Origin of the sequence: Alkalihalobacillus pseudalcaliphilus, from assembly GCF_028610675.1 — a bacterium.
In the GTDB taxonomy this organism is placed as follows: domain Bacteria; phylum Bacillota; class Bacilli; order Bacillales; family Bacillaceae_D; genus Alkalihalobacillus; species Alkalihalobacillus pseudalcaliphilus.
In genome coordinates this window covers 12,049-32,993 of sequence record NZ_JAQQWS010000012.1, presented here as the reverse complement: position 1 = coordinate 32,993, position 20,945 = coordinate 12,049, and the positions used below count along the sequence as shown (strand labels likewise).

Genomic DNA, 20,945 nt, shown 5'->3' with positions numbered 1-20,945 from the left:
TTATGGGCGATATGCGGAGTTCTACTCGCCGCTAACGAAAATCATGCTTCGAGATAATCACGTGGCACTGAGCTAATCGGCTACGCCGCTGGATCTCAGCTCTGCCACTACGTCCCACGGGAGCCTCCGCATGTTTTCGTCCGCTAGGTTTCTGCTCATTCTCAAGTGCACAACACAATCTAACACCATTCATTTAAAATGAAATGGAAAAAAAACTAATTGAATGAAGTTCCAACAGTCAAAGTGCCAAAAACCACTTTTATGTTTGTTGGTGGCGGAGTGAATGGAACTCCGCCATGGGTTTTATATGGAGAAACAGAAAAGAAAATAAGCCCCCTAGGAATAAATGAAACAAAAAAATTTTAAATAACGGGGAAAATATACTGTAAAATATAATGGCATTCCATACTATAACCAAAAGTCAAAATCATACTGATCGGGCATGACCATTTTGTTGATAGGGGTTTTGTTTTGCTATAATGAGGTTAAAACTTGTTGTTAAAGGAGGACATGCATGGACACTCATGTTTTTACAGAGTTTCTTGAAGCCATTTCAAATTCAAAGCATCGCAGCACGTTGGAAGAGGTCTTCCATTGGATTGCCGAAAAGTATCCTTATCTTGAGCCGGTTGTGAAGTGGAATCAACCAATGTTTACGGATCATGGGACTTATATTATCGGTTTTAGCGTCGCCAAGCAGCATCTAGCTGTTGCTCCTGAGGAAGCTGGCATGAATCATGTCGCTGAAGATATCGAGGCAGCTGGGCACTCATATACAAAAGGTTTGGTCCGTCTTAAGTGGAGTCAACCAATCGATTATGCCTTACTCGAGAAAATGATTGAATTTAATGTCATGGATAAAGCTGATTGTACAACTTTTTGGAGAGCATAACGTAAAAAAGAAGCCCGGATACCCGTGCTTCTTTTCTTATGACTGTTCTAAATCAAGCCCTGGATTGCCATTTAGCGCATAATTACTAAAGGACTGTTGTTTTAATTTGATACTTGCAGCCGCTCCAATCATCGCAGCATTGTCGGTGCATAATGATAATGGTGGGATAATAAGCTCTGTTTTTGATTGCTTAAATTCCTGCTCTAATCTTTGCCGTAACCCTTTGTTAGCGGCTACTCCACCCGCTAGCAGCAACTGCTTAGAAGGAAACTTTTCAATAGCTCTTAATGTTTTAGTTACAAGTACATCAATAACGCTTTCTTGAAAGCCTCGTGCTAGATGAGCTGGATCGATTTCTCTTCCTTTTTGCTTCTCATTATGGACCTTGTTAATAACTGCTGACTTCAATCCACTAAAGCTAAAATCAAAGGAATCGGCTTCTAACCATGCACGCGGTAAGTCCACGCTTTCTACTGCGTTCATCGCGAGTTTGTCAATATGCGGTCCGCCAGGGTATGGTAACCCTAATGTACGGGCGACTTTATCGTAGGCCTCACCTACAGCATCATCACGTGTTTCGCCAATGATTTGAAACTCACCTTCAGCTTCCATATACACAAGCTCCGTATGACCACCCGACACAACTAAAGACATTAACGGATATTGCAATGGCTTTATTAATTGATTGGCATAAATATGACCGGCAATATGATGAACGCCAATAAGTGGCAAACTATGAGCAAAGGCAATCGCTTTCGCCGCATGAACACCAACTAGTAAAGCTCCAACCAATCCCGGACCCTCAGTAACAGCAACCGCTGATAATTCTTCAAAGGAGACAGTCGCATCAAGCATAGCTGCCTCAATGATTAACGTAATTTGTTCAACATGATGCCTCGAAGCCACTTCAGGTACCACGCCACCAAATCGCTTATGACTTTCAATTTGCGAGGCGACCACATTACTTAAAATCGTTGTTCCGTTTTCAATTACTGCTGCAGAAGTCTCATCACAGCTAGTTTCTATTGCCAAAATTAAATTACGTTCACTCATGATACATTCACCCACATTACTAATGCATCCTCTTGATTGTCTGCATAATAGTTTTTTCGAATCCCACCAGGTTCAAATCCTAACTTTTGATACAGTGACTGAGCGACATGATTACTCACTCTCACTTCTAAGGATAAGCGTTTGGTTCCCATTAATTTAGCGAAACTCATCGCATAACTTAACAATTCTTCACCATAACCATTACCTCGATACTCTGAATGAACCGCAATATTTGTCACCTGAGCTTCATCTGTAATAATCCAAAGACCACAATAACCAACAATTTGTCCATCTTTTTCATAAACGAGATAATGAGCAAATTTATTAACTTCAAGCTCTTGTTCAAACAATTCACGTCTCCATGGAATTGTAAAAGCATCCCTTTCAACAATCATCACTTGATCAAGGTCTTCTACAGTCATAAACCGTGCTTCGGTTTTACTAGATTCAATCATCGTCCCCATTCACTTTCTTTCTGAGCAGCTTTCCATTTCGCCTCAGCTTCAGCAAGCTGTAAATACTGTGGTGTTGCTGCATGTAAAGATTCCACCGCTTCTCTCTTTTGCCCCAGCAATGCTAATTCAGACGGCCTTGGTAATGCCATACTTTTTGGAGCAAATAACGCTCGCTCACCAAGCACCTCTTTGATCACCGTTTGGTGGAGCATGACATCTTGTCCGACAAATAAGAAACTCCCTGTTCTTTCGCTAAGCTGTTGAAGCCAATCCTCTAGCAAGATTAACTGATCTGCTTCAGCTTGAATCACTTCATCACCTTCTGACCGATATAATCCTGTGTAGACTTGCCCTCTTCGAGCATCAATAATCGGGATAATCGAATGAGTTGTGTATCTGCCAATCTGAGCACTCACTTCTAAACTAGACACCATCACAAGTGGAATACCCAATGACCAAGCCAGCGTTTTCGCCGTTGTAACACCAATCCGTACTCCTGTATAAGAACCGGGACCATTTGCTACGACAATTTTATCTAATTGTTTCGCTTCTATTTTTAATTCTTCCATTAGTTTTGAAACAGCTGGCATCAAACGTAATGCATGATTCTTCTTATTATTTGTAATGAGCTCGCCCGCGACTTGCTCGCCATCTGTGACTGCCACGCCTAAAACAAATGAAGACGTATCTATTGCTAATACCTTACTCATAAACCAATCTCCTTACATACAGCTTCATATCTCATTCCAATCGGCTGTAAATGTATCTCTCTTTCCGTGTCACCTTGACGATAGATACGAATCTCTAAACGCTCCGATGGAAGTTGTTCCTCAATTCGGCTCGCCCATTCGACAACAGATACACCGTCACTCTCAAAATATTCTTCTAAACCGATATCTTCTTCACTATTCTCAAGACGGTAGACGTCCATATGATAAAGTGGTTTCCGTCCTTTATATTCTTTAATAATCGTAAACGTCGGGCTATTGACCACTCTCTTTACATCCAGGCCTTCCGCTAGTCCTTTTGTAAAATGCGTTTTTCCCGCACCTAAATCCCCTTCAAGCGTAATAACTTCACCACCATTTAAAAGCAACCCTAGCTGTTTAGCAAAAGCCATCGTTTCCTCTGGCGAGCTCGTGGTTATTATCCATTTTTTCAATTTCATCACCTATTTATCTTTATCAAAGTGGTTATAGCCTTTTCTTTCAAGCTCAACGATTGATTTTCCTTCTTTAAGCCAAACACCGGTTTCACCTTCATGGACTTCACCAATCACTGTAAGAGGAATGAGAGCCTGCTTAAATTGTGTGGCAATCAGTTGAAAATCTTGTTTGTCCATTGCACCTAATAATTGAAAATCTTCCCCACCAAAAAGCGCCCATTGATGTGCCTGTTCTAGCGTATTGATTTTTGTAAGACTATCAACCGGAAGCTTTTGAACATCTAACTCTATTTTAACTCGACTCGCTGTGGCAATTTCATTCGCCTCACTCGCAACACCATCACTAACATCATTGAGGGCCACACGAAAGCCACTTTGTGCCAGTAGTCTTCCAGCTTCCACTTGTGCGTCGGGCTCTTGATGAGCTTTCACCGCTAGCTTCTCTTCATTCGCGGAAAATTCTGCACCGATCCCCTTTTGAGAAATAAGCTCAAAACCTGCAGCAGATAAACCTACTTCACCAGTAATAAAAACCACATCACCAGGCTTAGCCTGGCTTCTTAATAAATGACGACCTTTTTCTACTTCACCTGTGACGGTTATGGTAATGACGAGGCTGTCATTTGTCGAAACAGTATCACCACCAATTAAATCGATTTGATATCGCTCTGCTAATTCACCCATACCGCAATATATCTCCTGTACAGCATGCTCGTCCCAATGAGAGGGAATCCCAATGGAAACGAGATAATAACGGGGAATCGCCCCCATCGCAGCAAGGTCACTCATATTAATCGCCAAACTTTTTCGCCCAATTTGATAAGGCGTTAATGTATCCTTTCGAAAATGAACCCCTTCAACCATCGTATCGACACAAATGACCTGTTCGAATCCCGTAGTCGTTTTGAATAGGGCTGCATCATCACCTATCCCTTGAACCAGGCCCGCCTGATACGTCCGACTCGGCGTCACACTGTCAATAAAAGCAAACTCATCCTTCATGATAGCCTCTTCCTCCTAAGGAATTCCATAATAATTGTATATAAGGCAGCTTACCTTGTGCACTCGCACTCCTTGTTAGTTTTAAACTTTTTCCACACCACACAATCCTTTACCACAAGATCCTTAGACACGTTTTCATTGCTCAGCCTTAAATGGGAACCGTTTTATTCCTTTGGTGGTCACTTCCGTTCTTTTTCCACTTCTATGTGGATTGTTCATACTCTATTAGTGAATGTATTTCTAGTTTTGACCTTCTTATTATAAATGTAAACAGAAAAAAATCGAAACAACAGTCTGTTTCGATTTTATGGTATTGCGGGGGACGGATTTGAACCGCCGACCTTCGGGTTATGAGCCCGACGAGCTACCAGACTGCTCCACCCCGCGTCGCTATGAAGTTTCGGATGATGCATCATTCAATGATGAGGACATCTTCCTCTTCTCGTATCTCAGAGAAGTAAATGCGTCGATGTTACTCGAAGATTACTCGTTGAAGTAATGCATCGACTGTCGTTTTCTCTACTAGTATCACTTTGAAGTATGCTGCGTCACGACATGTAGAAGAATTTTCGACGATGAATGGGCTACATGCTCCACCCCGCGTCGCTATGAAATTAATACTCAACTAGTATGTCCAGTTGTTATTTTCATTATACATCAGATAGCCTGGCAACGTCCTACTCTCACAGGGGGAAGCCCCCAACTACCATCGGCGCAAAAGAGCTTAACGGCCGTGTTCGGCATGGAAACGGGTGTGACCTCTTCGCTATCGCCACCAGACTCTCTCTGACACAAGATATATCTTACCATCTCCAAAAAAAGAATGCAAGTGTTTTTTTAAAAAGAATTAAAATATTCATCACAACACTACTCCCTTGCCCTTACCCTACTTCACGCCTAAACGTACATAATTAATGGCCATTCTTGCATATAGTAAACGAAATAAGGGTAAAAGCAGGTATATCAACCCATCGTGGATAATTAAATAATATAAATGAAGTTGCTAGAAGGGGTGTTCATCATAATGGAAGAATTTATCATCAAAATAAGCCTCTCATTATTACTCGGGCTCGTAATCGGTATTGACCGGCAAATTAAACATAAACCACTTGGACTCAAAACAAGTATGGTTATTTGTGTGGCTAGCTGTCTTGTCACGATCGTTTCCGTTGAATCATTTTTTAAATATTCAACAGAAGGTATGACAACAAACATGGACCCAATGCGTCTTGCCGCTCAAATTGTTAGTGGGGTTGGTTTCCTTGGTGCAGGCGTCATCTTACGTCGAAATAATGACGTAATTTCTGGTCTAACAACAGCAGCCATGATTTGGGCTGCCTCTGGATTAGGTATTGCTATTGGAGCAGGCTTCTATTTAGAATCTTTTTATGCGGTTTTACTCATTTTAGTCTCCGTAAACATCATACCTACACTACTTAAATTAATTGGCCCTCGGACATTAAATCAAGATGATATTGCACTAAAGGTTGTGATGGAACCTAACTTAAATATGACAGAGCTTCTAGAAGCAATCGAGCATAAAGGAAAGCAACAAGCAAAAGCTTCAGAATCGAAAAAGAAGAAACGTAAAAAGAAGGATATAAAAATTCGCTCTGTAAAGGTGAAAGATTTAGAGGACGGCAACCAACTTATTGATTTAAAAATTTCTGTTCCAAGCAAAATGTATATCACAGAGATTTATTACATTACCAAAAACATCAAGCATGTTAAATCCGTGAACGCAGAAAAAATATAAGGAGCAAAAGACTAATATCTTCAATCGACACATATATTTATAAAAGGGTACAGTAGCCTATGTACCTTTTTTGTTGGTTTTGTGATTCAATTTAATAAAACGAATAAATAAAGTCATTTTTTTACGAAATCTAGTACTTTTTTTCAAAATTAAAAAGGATTTCATAAAAAATGTCGAATATTTTTAAGTGAGGATAAAAAGGAGGATTCACATGTTAACTTTTGAAAACTATACATACGAACGTCCCGATATGGCGGCCTTTAGGGAAAACTTCAATGAAAAGCTCAATAATCTCAAAGAGTCAAGTTCTTTTGAAGAAGCTACCAAAGCTATTGAACAAATCAATGAACTACGAACACAATTATCCACTCAATATACACTCGTATATATTCGTGCATCGATTGATACGAATGATAACTTTTATTTAGCGGAAAGAGATTACTTTGATGAAGTTGTTCCAGAATTTGAGGAACTTATTTCCGAATTCTATAAGGAAATTATCTCTTCCCCTTACAGAGAACAGCTAGAAAAAAACTGGGGTGAGCAGTTATTTAATATTGCTGACTTTAAAATCAAATCGTTCTCTCCTGAAATTATTTCACTGCTACAAAAAGAAAACAAACTTTCATCAGAATATTCAAAACTTGTTGCCTCTGCAGAAATTGATTTTAAAGGGGAAACCTACACATTAGCCCAACTCGCTCCCTATTCACAAGACAAGGACCGACAAACTCGAAAAGAAGCGGTTACAGCAAGTTCTGGATTTTTTGCTGGTCATGCTGAAAAATTCGACCAAATCTATGATGATTTAGTTAAAGTACGGCATGAGATCGCCACCAAATTAGGCTTCAAAAATTTCATAGACCTTGGTTATTTGAGAATGCTGCGAATTGATTATAATGCTGAAATGGTTGATGTATTTAGGAAACAAGTTCGCGATGTGATCGTTCCACTTTGTACAAAGCTTTATGAAAAGCAAGCAGAACGAATTCATGTCGATTCCTTAAAATTTCATGATGAGAATTTCAAATATCAATCAGGCAATGCGACACCTAAAGGATCGCCTGAATGGATTATTGAGAACGGAAAAAAAATGTACGAGGAGCTTGCCCCTGAGACACAGGAGTTTTTCCAATTTATGCTCGACCGTAATCTGATGGATTTAGAAGCAAAAAAGGGGAAAGAAGCTGGCGGATACTGTACCTTCATTGAGCAATATAAAGCACCATTTATTTTTGCTAATTTCAATGGCACATCAGATGACATTGATGTTCTCACACATGAAGTCGGTCACGCATTCCAAGGCTTTATGAGCCGTCATTATGAAGTGCCTGAGTATTTTTTCCCTACACACGAGGCTTGTGAGATTCATTCCATGAGTATGGAATTCTTAACTTGGCCGTGGATGGAGCTATTTTTTAAGGAAGACACAGATAAATATAAGTATTCCCACTTAGCAAGCGGGCTTCAATTTTTACCATATGGTGTTGCCGTCGATGAGTTCCAGCACTTAGTCTATGAAAATCCAGAATGGACGCCAGCTGAGAGAAAACAAGCATGGAAAGAACTCGAAGCTATTTATCTACCACATCGAGACTATGATGGTAATAGTTATCTTGAGGAGGGTAGCCTTTGGAAGCGCCAAGGCCATATTTATAATTCGCCTTTCTATTATATCGACTATACATTAGCCCAAATTTGTGCCTTCCAATTTTGGAAAAAGGCTCAGGAAAACAAAGAAGAAGCTTGGCAGGATTATTTAGACCTTTGTAAATTAGGCGGCTCCAAACCTTTCTTACAATTAGTTGAATCCGCTAACCTTCGTTCACCATTTGAAGAAGGTGCCCTTGAAGATGTGGTCAAAGCTATCGATGAATGGCTTGATTCTGTCAACGACAAGGCTCTATAAAAGAGAAAGCTAGCTTAGCAGGTTCGCCCTGCCCAGGCTAGCTTTCTTCGTATTGACATAAATGAAATAATCCCTACTTAGCGGATGATCGTTTGTGCCTTGAAGTTAGCTGGTCATCGACTTTGCGATAGATGACCTTAGCGGGTTAACTGCTCCCTTTTTGATCGTGCGACTCCTGATGGTGATGGAGTAGTATGAAGGGCCAACTGTTTAAGGTGACGCCACTACTTTGGTTTTTGTTGGTGGCGAAGTGGGATTTTCACCCTTTGACTGGTGGAACTTTGATCACTTGCATTTATCTTCTTTACTTGATGGCTCGTCATTCATTTTGGTTTATTCTTTGCATTTGGGTGACTTTTGTAAGAATCTTTTTTGAACTTGGAATTTTAGAATAACCCAGCGGACGAAAATATGCGGAGACTCCCGCGGGACGTAGTGGCGGGCTGAGATCCAGCGGCGTAGCCAATTAGCACCGCGCCCCCCCCCGCAGGACGCGGAGCATAATTTTCGGTAGCGACGAGTAGCGCACGATGTTCACAGTAACTCCCCTACTAAATATCACAAATTCCAAACATTTCCTTGTCTAAAAAAGCAACATTAAGGAAAACACTTCCAGTTCACGATTATGTAACAGAAACCTTACCATCTTTGGAATATGATCAAAGTAACAACAAGAAACCACTACGGTTAAGCACACTTTTAAACAATCATATAAAGGTGGAATGTCTTATGTCATTATCGTTCATTGCTATTTTTATGATTTTAGGAGTTGTATTTATTTGTAGTATCGGAATGGCTTATACCTTATTGTATGTCGCTCAAAAAGACAAAAATGACCAAAACATGCAGCTTTAATCAAGCAAGGACCTTAGTGATTATTCACCGAGGTCCTATTGTCTTTTTATCAAAGAAAATCAAGTTTACGGCTAAAGTTCCTATGATTAGCCGATAATGATGAAATATCTGACTCATCTATCATTCGTTTGCCATAAAAAAAAGATATGCTCAATGATCATAAAAACCTCATGTCGTCCAACAATGGTTTTGATATAATAAAAGAATAAATGAACAAAGGGGAAGATTGTAATGAATCAAGAACTAACAGAACACATTACACGTTTCCTGATTCCTAAACTTGATCCAGTTTTCATCATCGTATTTGGTTCATATGCAAAAGACATGAATCGTATAGACAGCGACTTAGATATCGCCTTCTTTTGCCAGAATCCCACAAAATCACCTTATGAACTTTTTATGCTCGCAGGTGAATTAGCCAATATAATAAATACTGACGTTGATCTAGTGAATTTACATGAGGTGTCCACTGTATTTAAAGCACAAATCTATTCATCAGGCGTATGTATTTATTCAAAGAATGATACCTTTTTTTATCAACAACGCATGACTGCACTAAGTATGTATGTCAAATTAAACGAAGAACGGAAAATGATTCTTGATCAAATAGCCGAAAGCGGTGTTATTTATGAAAAATGATATCATACTTAATAAAATAGCGACCATTGAACGTTGCCAGAAAAGAATTCAAGAAGTTTATCATAATAATCCAGCGAATCTACGTGATTATACGAAACAGGATTCAATCATATTAAATATTCAGCGCGCATGTGAAGCGGCTATTGATTTAGCGATGCATATCGTCTCCGAAAAACATTTGGGTCTTCCCCAAACAAGCCGCGACGCCTTTGATATGTTAGAAGAACATGACATCATTGCTAATGAAACAGCTCAAAATCTAAAATCCATGGTAGGTTTTCGTAATATTGCCGTACACAACTATCAATCCTTAAACATCGATATTATGCAGAAAATCATCGAGAAGCATATGAATGATTTTTCAGCTTACACAAAACAAATAGTAGCCTATCAAAAATAGCTTAACTGCTCCAATTGCAGCTAAGCTATTCCTTTTTACCCTTCATCACTTCAGCCATCGATACAATCTTCTTCACAGTCGTTTCGACATCATGAAGTTCCTTAACCACAAATAAGTCATCTGCTTCTTCATGTGTTGGTGCAGTGATATCATCGTTATTTTTAGATTCCTCACTCTGTCTCTTTAACACTTCATGAAAGCTAGCTGCACTTCTGAAAATAGTTGTATCCCGCTCACTATTCATGACCCTTTTTAATAGAACTTCTTCAGGAATATCAAAATAAACAAGTATACGATGATATGCTTCACTTGGAAACACATCCTCAAGCAAATACCTACGTCCCTTTCGGCTTCGGTTCGCATTACTTACAATCAAATGTAGGTCGGTATTTTCTTTTGCATAGTTAACGATTAATAAAGAAACAGCGTGCTTTAACGTATTTGTCCCAACAACAGGTTGTAATTTTTGATAATGAGCATTAATAAAGGACGCATGGTTATCCTGGTCCATCACAAATGAGTTCGGTAACTGATCCTCCAAAGCTTTCGCAAAAGATGTTTTACCACTATGTGTTGGACCGACTGTTATAATAGCTAGTCTTTTCATTTGAATCACCCTTCAAAAATAAGGATCTGACTTCTCTTACGACGTGCCTACCTATCCTTCTCCACAAAACCATCACCCGCTAAATAACCGATAAAACAAAGGAGGAAGGAAGCAGTTACTAAAATCAATAGAGGTGCGCTCCACGAGTGAAATAGCTCATAAACGATCCCGAACAAGACGGGTCCTAAGGCTGCAAGCAAGTAACCAAGCGATTGAGCCATTCCTGACAACCTCGCTGCATGACTTGTTTCAATCGTTCTTAATGAGAAAAACATCATCGCTAAACCAAAAGCATTTCCACACGCTACCCCCATTAACAAAACCCAAACCGGCAACCAAATACCGCTTAATAAACCGATACTTGATAGTAAAAACGCAAGACCTGTTAATACCGATAGTGCACGTTGATTTTTCATCTTAGCCGCTATAATTGGTATTATAAAAGTCATCGGGAATAACGCTGCTTGCATAGTGGCCAGCATCCACCCTGCAGATATTGAACTGTAACCGTATGTAACGAGTAACTGCGGGAGCCAAGTTAGCACCGTATAATAAATAAATGACTGTAGCCCCATAAATGCCGTCACATACCAAGCAAGCCTGGAACGACTTAAACGTATCGTTGTTGCAAGATTCACTTTTCTAGCTCTTCCCTCTTCCTTCTGCTTTCTCCTAAGCTGATAGCTCCATATACACACCGCCAATATGGAGGTAACCCCCCAGATAGCTAAAGCCCCATTCCAATTTAACACGGTTGCTAGCGGCTCGCTAATCCCTGAAGAGATAGCTGCGGCAATATTCATTACTAAACCATAAATACCTGTCATCAAACCAATGTGTAGAGGAAAATTTTGTTTCATGATTGGTGGTAAAAGTACATTACAAATAGCAATCGCCATGCCCACAAATAGAGTTCCTACCAATAAAAACGTCACGTCTGGATAAATACGTAAAATAATGCCAACGACAATAAATAAAAAGGCAAAAAAGACCGTTCTTTCCATTCCATACTTCTCAGCCCACCTTGGCGCTAACGGTGACAACAAGGCAAATGCTACTAACGGGATCGTGGTCATACTACCTGCGATGACATTCGATAATCCTAGGTCCTCTTGAATATTTTGAAGCAAAGGCCCTACCGCTGATATAGGTGCCCTCATATTAATGGCAATTAAAACAATGCCAATAAAAAGTAACCATATCTGTTTCTGACTCTTCTCTTGCTGCTGTATCTGTGTCAAGCTTTCACCTCATTTGACCTCAGCCAAGGTCTTACCCAAGGTCTCATCCTCTTTTACTCTTCTAATAATGCCTCGATACAAACAGTAATCCCTTTTTTCAAATCTTCATGACTCCAACTCGGAATTCTGCCTTGTTGTATGGCAAGATCATGGGAAGCTGGAATATGAATAAATCCAGTTGGGATAGAATCTCCATTCTTCCGATTTCTATATAAGGCTTGATACATCACATGATTACATAAATAAGCACCCGCACTATTAGATATGTCAGCAGGTAAACCATTCTCCTTCAGTAACCGAACCATCTTGCGGATTGGCAAGGTTGAAAAATAACCATCTGCCCCATCTTCCTGAATCACCTCACCCTCTGGTTTATGACCAAAGTTATCAACAGGTCCGTCATTGACGTTAATCGCGATTCGTTCTGGCGTTATTTTGGAGCGCCCTCCCGCTAAACCTAAAAGAATAACCGCATCGGGTTGATAGTCCTCTATATGGGACAACACGACTTGACCCGCCTTCTTAAAATTAACAGGGAGAATTTCTGAATAAATGTGATAGTCGCCTATTTGTAGGCCAGCTAATTCTTCTGCTATTTTTTGTGTAGGATTTACAGGGAAATCTAAAAATGGTTCAAAGCCTGTTAATAGTAGTTTTTTCATCTTCATTCCACCTTTTCATTAAGTACTCTCCTAGTTTATCACAGACTATTTTGATTTTTATATGAAAGTGTACTAAAGCTGATGTGCACTTCTTTGAAGATCGCTCCGGGAATGGGGGGCACGCTTTCCGCAGGCGGGCGCTGAGCTAACTTGCTATCGCAAGTTAGCTCAGCATGCCCTCTCCTCCTGCAGGAGTCGGCCTCCCCATCCCCTCCGCTCGGGTTCGTGCAGGCTTCTTGGTTCGTACACTTCTCATACAAAACAAATGAATGAAAAGTAATTAAAGCTAACAAACCAAGAAGCAAAGGCATGTGAACAAAATGCCACCATTCGAAGGCGAACTCCACTTTCATCTTTGTTGGTGATGAGTTGCAAGGCAAGTCATCATAGATGTTTTGTATGAAAGTGTAACAGGGCGATGCGTTGTGCCTTGAAGTTAGCTGGTTCTTTATTCCCTTCGGACTTTTTGTGCAGATACGCCAAGGTTTGGCCGCCGTATCTTCACAAACCTTTATTAATCGCTAAATTGGCGATAGCTGACTTTTATCTTTGTTAGTGGCGAAATGATTTGGGCTTCCATGTGGGTTTTGTGTGTAAGTGCTCTGGCTATGGTGCGATTATTGAGCGTTATTTATTTACAGAAATCATATTCCTCGTCCTAGGGTACTTCATTTGTTTTTATATCCATCTCCCATAAATTCCAATATTCATCACCGTACTTACGGGCATTTTCCTTATATGTAGTTTTTTTAAAGCCAATTCGTTCATACAGCTTGATCGCTGCCACGTTAAAGTCAAAAACAGCTAAGCCTAGTGTTTGAATCCCATACTGTTCGTGGGCAATGCTCATTATTTGTTTCACCATTTCCTCACCATAACCTGAGCCGCGAAAGTCTTTATGTAAAAAAACCTTCCCAATTCTCCCTGACTGCCTCTCCCGATCTATCTTATTTAAGCATATATGCCCAATCACCTCATTTGTCTCTAAATCCATCCCTTTAAAAATATAGACTTCTGATTCTTCAGCGTTAGCTCCTTGCACATAGTTCATTAATTGGTTCCTAGTCAATGGAAACTGAAATTGAGGACCTGCCCATTGCATTAATAACTGTGGCGAATCGATCCATCCAATTAATTGCTCAAAATCCTCCTCAGTAAAATAAACCAACACTAGCCTCTCTTTCCTCTTCATAAGTCAATCTCTAAAACTAGTTTCTCTAAATAATACCCTAACTCTCCGCCAAGGCGCGGAATATTCTGCACATCTAAATCGACCCAGTGATAATGATAAATCCAACCATTGTCTTCATCCTGATTCGAAACAACGACCGTAAATAACGGTACACTCATCTTCATCGCTCCTTTTTATCTTCGTATTAAAATTATATCAAATCATCATGAAAAAACTGCCCCCACCTAAGTAAGAGCAGTTTTCCATATATCACATAAAGTTGAAGATTATCTTATTTAACCTTTTCTCGTAACCTACCATCCTTCATTTCGTAATGTTTATCTCCTAATGTCGCGAGCTCTGCATCATGAGTGACTAATATAATCGTCGCCCCAGCCTGGTGGATGTCTTGGAGGATTCCAATGATTTGATTTCTATTTTCAATGTCTAAATTGCCAGTCGGCTCATCACATAAAAGCATGTTCGGTTCATTCATTAACGCACGAGCAATCGCTGTTCTTTGCTTTTCACCACCAGAAAGTTGATGGGGAAAAAAGCTCTGACGATGTGTTAAACCAACGGAAGCTAACGCATTTTTAGCTTTTTGTCTCACGACGTCTTTGGCTTCATAAGGGAGTAATGGAATCATCACATTCGTCCAAACATCAAACTGATCAAATAGTTGGAAATCTTGAAAAATATACCCGATATTCTGCCTCCGATATTCACGTAATTCAAGCTCCGAAGCCTTCATCACATCTAATTCATGAAACACCGCTTCACCGTCATCCGGTTTCTCAATTCCAGAAAAGCAGCGTAATAACGTCGTTTTCCCTGAACCAGATGGCCCTGTAATCGTGATCCATGTACCCTTTTCTATTGTTAAATCAATTCCTTTTAATACATGGACATTTTCTGGACCTGATTGGTAATACTTCTCAACCTTATGCAGCTTCACGACCATAATTCTTACCCCCTTTTATGCTTTTTTGGTACAAGATGAGAACCGAACCTAGTAAGGTCACACTAACAATACCGAAAAATCCAATCGTACTCATTAGTATATTCATCCAGGTTACCTCAACTAATAAGGTGAGACAGAGAATACTAACTACCCACCCGAGAAGGCTTGCTACGCTAGACCATAGTAATACTTCCTTGATAAAATAGCGGTATATCTTCCTTTCTTCCCAGCCTATCAATTGAAATAGTCTCATTTCTCCTTCTCTCACACGCCACATTCTTTGCAACGATTGGAAAACCGTCATGAAGCTTAGAACATATAACAGGATAATAACGGCGATAAATATCCCTTCAATTTCACCATGAACATAAGCCCCTAACCTCGTCTCGACCGTACTCGACACGCGCTCTAGCAGAAAAAAGGGGAGAAAAGCGGATAAAATCGTCATAAAAAATAGCTGAATAGAAGCTGCGACAATATAAGGTTGGTAGTAGCGCACATTTTGGAAAAGAAATGATTTCACCTTTTTCCGTTTGCTTCCACCCAAATCAATGTGAGCATACTTATTACTAAGTATATAAAGACCCATAATCAAGAGAGAGATACCACAAGCGTAATAAAACAGGAGCCATTGCTCCGTGAACAAACCAACCCCGATAAAACCAAGTAAAGAAAGAGCGATCGGAATTCCGACTATCAACGACCATTCTTTTCTTTTGAGTAAAAGAATGGCTTGATCGGTCCAGCCTAGCATAGCTAAAAGCTGCTCATCTCGCACCCGATCCTTCATTAAATTAATAAAAGAAAAGACAATAAACGTTAGGGCAACAAAGATAAATAAGATCGTGACGACAACTTGAACCGCATTCCAACTGTCCAAAACGGTATCGGCTGCACCTAAAGTTGTAAACGGTTGAATAACCTTGCCCACTCCTTCGACATTAACCGTTATGTCAGAAACAGATGCACCCGCGATGATATCGACCTCAAAGCCTTGGTCCTTCCACTCCTGTGCTAGTCCGCGGATTTTCGCCGCCGCTTCTTGATCATAGCCACTCAAACCACTCACCTTGACCCGAATCGCATCAATCGGTGTATCCCCTTTAAAGCGCTCGGCCCAGTCAATGGAAATAAGCCCATGTGCTGGAGTTGTTATATAGCTACCCGGAACTGCTGAAGGATGCAGACTAATACTCTCATCCTCCGCAAGCCTCGGTGCCTCTCGCCCATATATACCTAAAGGTGCGGAAGCCAACAGTTCCGTATTCTCTTCGATGGAAAAGGTGCCATTCTCAATGAAACCAACAAAATCTTCATCATTTAAAGGAACATTTAGATCATCGACCTCATAAAAAGTAACCTCTTCCATCTCGCGGTAAATCGGGGCCTGATACTGAGCATCCATGCCAACTTGTTCAACAAAAAGCTCACCGTTTACACCTGTTTCATACTTTACAGGTGCAAGTCGATATCCGATCCGTTGTGAATGATAGTCAAAAGCCCCTCCACCTGTGAATTCCGGTAATTCAGACTCTAATTTCATCTCTTCATTCACGTACAAAAATTCTTGCTTAAATGGTGTATGCACTTGATCAGGAATCAATTGAAAAGTTTCTCCATTCAACTTTCTTTTCGGCTCCACTTTCTCAGTAATTAATTGTAGGTATTTCTCTTTCTCATAATAGAGAGTTCGCGTTGGGTTCCCTTGATCAAAATGAGCACGAATCTCTTCAAGCTCTTCTACATTTAATTGTTCTAATTCATCGATGGTTAATTCTATTTCTATCGGTACCGTAGCATCACTTAAGCTCATAATTGGCGTCGACATACGCCCATCCATATACGCTAAAGAATCAAAAGTACTTTTAGCTAATGGACTAAAATCAAACTCCACTAACTTTCCTTCTTCAGTAGGATCAATGGCAACGACTTGGTGATAGGAGGTAGGATAATCAAAAGAAGCAATCCCAAATCCTAACCATACATCTGCAACACTTGAGGCTGAAGGAAAAATATCCTCATCCCCAAAATCATAAACATAAACGCTTTCATTCGATAAATACGTATGTAAACCATCATTTGTCGAATAATCGACCTGATAATAAATCGCATCCGTCGGGTCCTTTTCAATCATCCACGTTCTTTCTCGTGCTGTAAAAAGCCCGATAGAAGCGACAGGTGCGGCGATTTCTACATCAGGGTGTTTTTTTATTTGTTGCCACTCTTCAATTGAAATGCCTCCTGCACCGTTCCCTAAGTAATTCTCTTCAACAATTCCCCGCTCTATTTCGATATCTGTTTTTGCACCTGCTGGTCGAATCAAAATATCATACGAGCCACGGGCAAAATCAGTTATATCCTGCGTAACCTGCCCATCTGCCTCTCGTAACAACGACAAAGTAAAGGACGCTGTGCTTATAACAATCATAAGCACAGCAATCATGATAATAATTAACTTATTCGAGTATAGTCTCATGAATAATAATCCTTAACGATATACGATACGAGCAGTACCATAGATTCTAGGACCCGGACCATACTCTTCACTTATCACCCTAGCAGATGTATTATAAGTTACTAGAGAACTTGAACTCCATCTAAACCTAAAATCAGAAGTGGAAGTATCATATCTAGCTAAAGGTTTTACTCCAGTACCGGGATTAAATTCGAAATGATTTACTCCTGATACGTTAGTCCCTACTCTAATTGTATACCATACCTGATGATCCCCTCTTAGATTTAATGGGGACATACTAGTTTGTACTGAATTTTGAATTCCAACTGTTTCTTCGGGCTTTGGTTCATTCTCTGCTGCTGATACCTCCATATTAGGAAGTGTTGCTAATAAACCAATTGATAAGAGCGATGCGAAAAGTACTTTTTTCATAAATAGATCCTCCCTATATTAAAGTAATTGTGCCAATAGATTACATTTTCCTCCTCTTCCAATTTTGCACATTCCAAATATATCATTTTTTTTTTTTGAATTTTACAACAATTTATCATAATTTGTTACTATTAGTGTACTTATATCTCTTGTAAATTTACTCACATATGAAATCTGATCGCATATTGGACTCATAATTAAATACTAGCAACCTCTCTTTACTTTAACTAGCCACAATCGATAAACTCAGTAACACTAGGACGACGATTCTTTTCATCTAAACTCCACCTATTTACTATCATTTACACTAAAAATTGTATCATACTTATCGCTTCAAGATAGATCCTCCCCCCTTTAATTGGAATCATTCCATTATTTACATTTACCTTCCACCCTTTACTCAATCAACTATTCATAGTATGATATTCTATACAAGTTAGATTTCAATGACGATTTTATATAAGATGAGGGGTGCTTGGGTGAGTGCAAGTAGGTTCTAAATAGGAAAAGTGAACACGAAATAAATTTGTAAGTAAAAGGGAATTTTATTCATATAAAGCTCCTTTATTTGCTTATGATTTATTTCACACCCTATGAAGATACCTACCATACTTGTTCAAAGCGATTGCTAATTAGGACGTTATTTCGATAGCTCTTTGTTAGCTTTTCCATGCCTTGAATGTTAAAGTTGCGGGTTTCCCTTCCGCAGCTTTTTTTGTGTTTGCGAGACGTTGGTTCTGTCAAACACAGCATGTATATATCGCGATATCCTATCACTCATTGAAATCTAATGGTTAGGTATCTTCATATATGACGACAATCATAGTGAGGAGACGAAAAAAATGAATCCAACCGTTTATGAAAAACTACAATACAATGAATTAAAACAAATCGTTAAGTCCTACTGTGTCAGTGGACTAGGAAAAAATTTGATCGATAAGCTTGAACCGAGTCGGCAAATACGTGTGGTGAAAAACCGCTTAAATGAAACGACAGAAGCGAGGTCCATTATCGATGCCGATGGACATGTCCCCTTTTTAGGTATATCGAATATTGAACATACGATTCAGCAATTGGAGAAGGGTGTCATCCTTGATCCAAGTAATTTACTAAGTATGTCCGATTTCTTAAGAGGCTGTAGAAAGATTAAAAAGTTTATGACTGAGCGAGAATTCTTCGCCCCGGTTTTATCATCGTACGCCATTTCGATGACAGAGCTACAACCGCTAGAAGAGGAAATTAACTTTTCGATTAAAGGGAATCGCGTTGATTCAAGGGCTAGCAAAAATTTAAAACGCATTAGGCAGAACATCGAAGCGACTGAAGCCAAAATTAAAGAACGACTCAATAAATTCATCAACAATAGTGCTAATAAGAAGCTTCTTCAAGATTCATTTATTAGTATCAAAGACGAGAGATTTACAGTGCCAATACGAGCCGCTTATAAAAATCAAGTGGATGGTACGATTGTTGAGATCTCAGCAAAGGGCTCTACGGCTTTTATTGAACCGAACTCGATTACTAAACTAAATCAGGAATTAGTGATTCTCAAAACAGAGGAATCAGTGGAAGAATATCAAATACTTGCCACATTATCTGGTATGATCACAGAGAAGCTTCACGAAATCAATATCAATATGGAATTGATTAGCCAATATGATATGGTATTTGCCAAAGCCAAGTTCAGTAAACAAATCAATGGCATCGAACCGAAATTAAATGACCATGGTTATATTAAATTAGTAGGGTGTCAGCACCCACTTTTAACAGGTAACGCCGTCCCCCTACATTTTGAAATTGGTCAAGATTATCGCAGTCTAATTATTACCGGTCCAAATGCTGGCGGGAAAACGATTGTGCTTAAGACCATTGGTTTATTAACACTAGCCACAATGTCAGGCTTTCATATTACAGCTAATCCAGAGACTGAGATTGCCGTATTTGATTACGTCTTTGTTGATATTGGTGACAATCAAAGTATTGAGAATGCCTTAAGTACCTTTTCTTCACATATGAAAAACATCGCGGAGATTATGAATGCTGCAACGAATCATACTCTTTTACTTTTCGATGAAATCGGCAGCGGTACAGAGCCAAATGAAGGAGCGACACTCGCGATTTCGATTCTAGAAGAGTTTTATCAAATGGGTTGTATCACCGTCGCGACAACACACTATGGAGAGATCAAGCGTTACTCCGAACAGCACCCTGATTTCATGAATGCTGCGATGAAATTTAACCAAGATACGTTAGAGCCATTGTATCAATTGAGTATTGGCGAATCCGGGGATAGTAATGCCTTATGGATTTCTAGAAAAATGAAGCTGAAGGAATCCGTGCTTCAAAAAGCAAAGGGCTATATGGACAATAAAGAATATGAGCTAACACTTGTGAACCCTGACCGGGTAAAAAAACCGACACGTCGAAATGAACGCAGCACAGAAATTTATCCTTACCAAAAAGGTGATCGCGTTACGTTACTCGATCATCATGATAAAGCGATTATTTTTAAAGAGATGGATCACTTCTACAATGTCATCGTATTCTATCAAGGTGAAATGATCGAAACCAACGTAAAGCGGATTGCACTCGATATCCCAGCAAAAGACCTTTATCCAGACGGGTATGATTTAGATACTTTATTCACGGATTATCAAACACGCAAATTAGAGCATGATCTCAAGCGCGGCTCCAAGAAAGCTTTAAGAAAAATTCGTAAAGAGTTAAGAGGTGATTAAATGACGATTGATATCAGACAAGAAAAATCAACCGATTATCAAGAAACCTTAGCTGTGGTGCAGCAAGCCTTTTTAAACGAAGAATATAGTAATAAAAGTGAGCATCTACTTGTAAGTAAGTTAAGAAAATCGGCAGCATTTATCCCAGAACTCTCACTAATCGCTTTTGATGAGACGACGATTGTTGGACATATTCTTTTAACGAAGATTACGATTGAATATGATGGAAAGAAAGTAAATTCCTTAGCCCTTGCTCCGGTATCGGTTTTGCCAGCTTATCAGAAAAAAGGAATTGGTAGCCATTTAATTCGTACAGCTTTAGAAAAAGCAAAAGAACTTCACTATGATTCGGTCATCGTTCTTGGGCACCCCCAATATTATCCTAAATTCGGGTTCCAAAAGGCGAGTAAGTGGGGTATCCAAGCACCTTTTGACGTAACAGATGATTCCTTCATGGCACTAGAATTAGCAAAAGATAGTCTCGAAAATGTTCGCGGGACTGTCGTTTACCCAAAGGCTTTCTTCGAATGAAATATGGTTTGTTTTAAT

22 protein-coding genes, 1 tRNA gene and 1 rRNA gene are annotated in these 20,945 nt (G+C 39.6%); 9 read left to right on the top strand and 15 right to left on the bottom strand.

Annotated elements, in window-relative coordinates; all coding sequences use genetic code 11:
• The first annotated feature begins 219 nt into the window (after positions 1 to 219).
• Together PQ479_RS18270 and PQ479_RS18265 are read left to right on the top strand one after the other, a co-directional pair.
• Entirely contained in the window at positions 220 to 366 is a 147-nt protein-coding gene (locus PQ479_RS18270) for a hypothetical protein (protein WP_273717142.1), read from the top strand.
• 148 nt (positions 367 to 514) lie between these two features.
• The gene (locus PQ479_RS18265) at positions 515 to 892 is read left to right on the top strand and encodes an iron chaperone (protein WP_047990643.1); all 378 of its coding nucleotides are present in this window, start codon (positions 515 to 517) and stop codon (positions 890 to 892) included.
• A gap of 36 nt (positions 893 to 928) precedes the next feature.
• On the opposite strand, the gene tsaD is transcribed toward PQ479_RS18265, so the two are convergent.
• The 7 genes from tsaD to rrf form a co-directional block, all read right to left on the bottom strand.
• Positions 929 to 1,945, bottom strand: coding sequence for a tRNA (adenosine(37)-N6)-threonylcarbamoyltransferase complex transferase subunit TsaD (gene tsaD, locus PQ479_RS18260; protein WP_047990642.1), 1,017 nt, complete (start codon positions 1,943 to 1,945; stop codon positions 929 to 931).
• Positions 1,942 to 2,400 carry a ribosomal protein S18-alanine N-acetyltransferase gene (gene rimI, locus PQ479_RS18255; protein ID WP_047990641.1) on the bottom strand — a complete coding sequence of 153 codons (459 nt, stop codon included), beginning with the start codon at positions 2,398 to 2,400 and terminating at the stop codon, positions 1,942 to 1,944. The genes tsaD and rimI overlap by 4 nt, the downstream gene beginning before the upstream one ends.
• The gene (gene tsaB / locus PQ479_RS18250) at positions 2,397 to 3,110 is read right to left on the bottom strand and encodes a tRNA (adenosine(37)-N6)-threonylcarbamoyltransferase complex dimerization subunit type 1 TsaB (RefSeq protein ID WP_047990640.1); all 714 of its coding nucleotides are present in this window, start codon (positions 3,108 to 3,110) and stop codon (positions 2,397 to 2,399) included. The genes rimI and tsaB overlap by 4 nt, the downstream gene beginning before the upstream one ends.
• Positions 3,107 to 3,562, bottom strand: coding sequence for a tRNA (adenosine(37)-N6)-threonylcarbamoyltransferase complex ATPase subunit type 1 TsaE (gene tsaE / locus PQ479_RS18245; protein WP_047990639.1), 456 nt, complete (start codon positions 3,560 to 3,562; stop codon positions 3,107 to 3,109). Before tsaE ends, tsaB begins: the two co-directional genes overlap by 4 nt.
• 9 nt (positions 3,563 to 3,571) lie before the next feature.
• The gene (thiL, locus tag PQ479_RS18240; protein ID WP_047990638.1) at positions 3,572 to 4,567 is read right to left on the bottom strand and encodes a thiamine-phosphate kinase; all 996 of its coding nucleotides are present in this window, start codon (positions 4,565 to 4,567) and stop codon (positions 3,572 to 3,574) included.
• A gap of 313 nt (positions 4,568 to 4,880) precedes the next feature.
• Positions 4,881 to 4,954, bottom strand: a tRNA-Met gene (locus PQ479_RS18235).
• 277 nt (positions 4,955 to 5,231) lie between these two features.
• A 5S ribosomal RNA gene (gene rrf / locus PQ479_RS18230) occupies positions 5,232 to 5,347 on the bottom strand.
• A gap of 244 nt (positions 5,348 to 5,591) precedes the next feature.
• Between rrf and PQ479_RS18225 the strand changes: the two genes are divergently transcribed.
• From PQ479_RS18225 to hepT, 5 genes are all read left to right on the top strand, one after another.
• Entirely contained in the window at positions 5,592 to 6,323 is a 732-nt protein-coding gene (locus PQ479_RS18225) for an MgtC/SapB family protein (protein WP_047990637.1), read from the top strand.
• A 211-nt stretch (positions 6,324 to 6,534) separates the two neighbouring features.
• A complete protein-coding gene (locus PQ479_RS18220; RefSeq protein ID WP_047990636.1) occupies positions 6,535 to 8,232 on the top strand; it encodes a M3 family oligoendopeptidase in 1,698 nt (565 codons plus the stop codon).
• Positions 8,233 to 8,961: 729 nt separating this feature from the next.
• Positions 8,962 to 9,087, top strand: coding sequence for a hypothetical protein (locus PQ479_RS18215; RefSeq protein ID WP_273717141.1), 126 nt, complete (start codon positions 8,962 to 8,964; stop codon positions 9,085 to 9,087).
• A 231-nt stretch (positions 9,088 to 9,318) separates the two neighbouring features.
• Positions 9,319 to 9,726 (top strand): type VII toxin-antitoxin system MntA family adenylyltransferase antitoxin, encoded by a 408-nt coding sequence (gene mntA, locus PQ479_RS18210; protein ID WP_047990634.1) that lies wholly within the window; start codon positions 9,319 to 9,321, stop codon positions 9,724 to 9,726.
• Positions 9,716 to 10,126, top strand: a complete 411-nt coding sequence (gene hepT, locus PQ479_RS18205) for a type VII toxin-antitoxin system HepT family RNase toxin (protein WP_047990633.1) — start codon at positions 9,716 to 9,718, stop codon at positions 10,124 to 10,126. Before mntA ends, hepT begins: the two co-directional genes overlap by 11 nt.
• A 25-nt stretch (positions 10,127 to 10,151) precedes the next feature.
• Here hepT and PQ479_RS18200 read toward each other — a convergent pair whose 3' ends face one another.
• From PQ479_RS18200 to PQ479_RS18165, 8 genes are all read right to left on the bottom strand, one after another.
• Positions 10,152 to 10,733, bottom strand: coding sequence for an AAA family ATPase (locus PQ479_RS18200; RefSeq protein ID WP_047990632.1), 582 nt, complete (start codon positions 10,731 to 10,733; stop codon positions 10,152 to 10,154).
• Between the two features lie 47 nt (positions 10,734 to 10,780).
• The gene (locus tag PQ479_RS18195; protein ID WP_047990631.1) at positions 10,781 to 11,974 is read right to left on the bottom strand and encodes a CynX/NimT family MFS transporter; all 1,194 of its coding nucleotides are present in this window, start codon (positions 11,972 to 11,974) and stop codon (positions 10,781 to 10,783) included.
• Between the two features lie 53 nt (positions 11,975 to 12,027).
• Positions 12,028 to 12,636 carry a pyroglutamyl-peptidase I gene (gene pcp, locus PQ479_RS18190; protein WP_047990630.1) on the bottom strand — a complete coding sequence of 203 codons (609 nt, stop codon included), beginning with the start codon at positions 12,634 to 12,636 and terminating at the stop codon, positions 12,028 to 12,030.
• A 658-nt stretch (positions 12,637 to 13,294) separates the two neighbouring features.
• Entirely contained in the window at positions 13,295 to 13,804 is a 510-nt protein-coding gene (locus tag PQ479_RS18185; protein WP_273717140.1) for a GNAT family N-acetyltransferase, read from the bottom strand.
• Positions 13,805 to 13,824: 20 nt separating this feature from the next.
• Positions 13,825 to 13,986 (bottom strand): hypothetical protein, encoded by a 162-nt coding sequence (locus tag PQ479_RS18180; RefSeq protein ID WP_273717139.1) that lies wholly within the window; start codon positions 13,984 to 13,986, stop codon positions 13,825 to 13,827.
• A gap of 113 nt (positions 13,987 to 14,099) precedes the next feature.
• The gene (locus PQ479_RS18175) at positions 14,100 to 14,771 is read right to left on the bottom strand and encodes an ABC transporter ATP-binding protein (RefSeq protein WP_047990627.1); all 672 of its coding nucleotides are present in this window, start codon (positions 14,769 to 14,771) and stop codon (positions 14,100 to 14,102) included.
• On the bottom strand, positions 14,752 to 17,247 hold the full coding sequence (locus PQ479_RS18170) for an ABC transporter permease (RefSeq protein WP_047990626.1): 2,496 nt from the start codon (positions 17,245 to 17,247) through the stop codon (positions 14,752 to 14,754). Before PQ479_RS18170 ends, PQ479_RS18175 begins: the two co-directional genes overlap by 20 nt.
• Positions 17,248 to 17,259: 12 nt before the next feature.
• The gene (locus tag PQ479_RS18165) at positions 17,260 to 17,658 is read right to left on the bottom strand and encodes a hypothetical protein (protein ID WP_047990625.1); all 399 of its coding nucleotides are present in this window, start codon (positions 17,656 to 17,658) and stop codon (positions 17,260 to 17,262) included.
• Between the two features lie 842 nt (positions 17,659 to 18,500).
• On the opposite strand from PQ479_RS18165, the gene PQ479_RS18160 reads away from it, so the two are divergent.
• Both PQ479_RS18160 and PQ479_RS18155 read left to right on the top strand, forming a co-directional pair.
• The gene (locus PQ479_RS18160) at positions 18,501 to 20,396 is read left to right on the top strand and encodes an endonuclease MutS2 (protein WP_047990624.1); all 1,896 of its coding nucleotides are present in this window, start codon (positions 18,501 to 18,503) and stop codon (positions 20,394 to 20,396) included.
• Positions 20,397 to 20,927 (top strand): GNAT family N-acetyltransferase, encoded by a 531-nt coding sequence (locus PQ479_RS18155; protein ID WP_047990623.1) that lies wholly within the window; start codon positions 20,397 to 20,399, stop codon positions 20,925 to 20,927.
• The last annotated feature ends 18 nt before the right edge of the window (positions 20,928 to 20,945 follow it).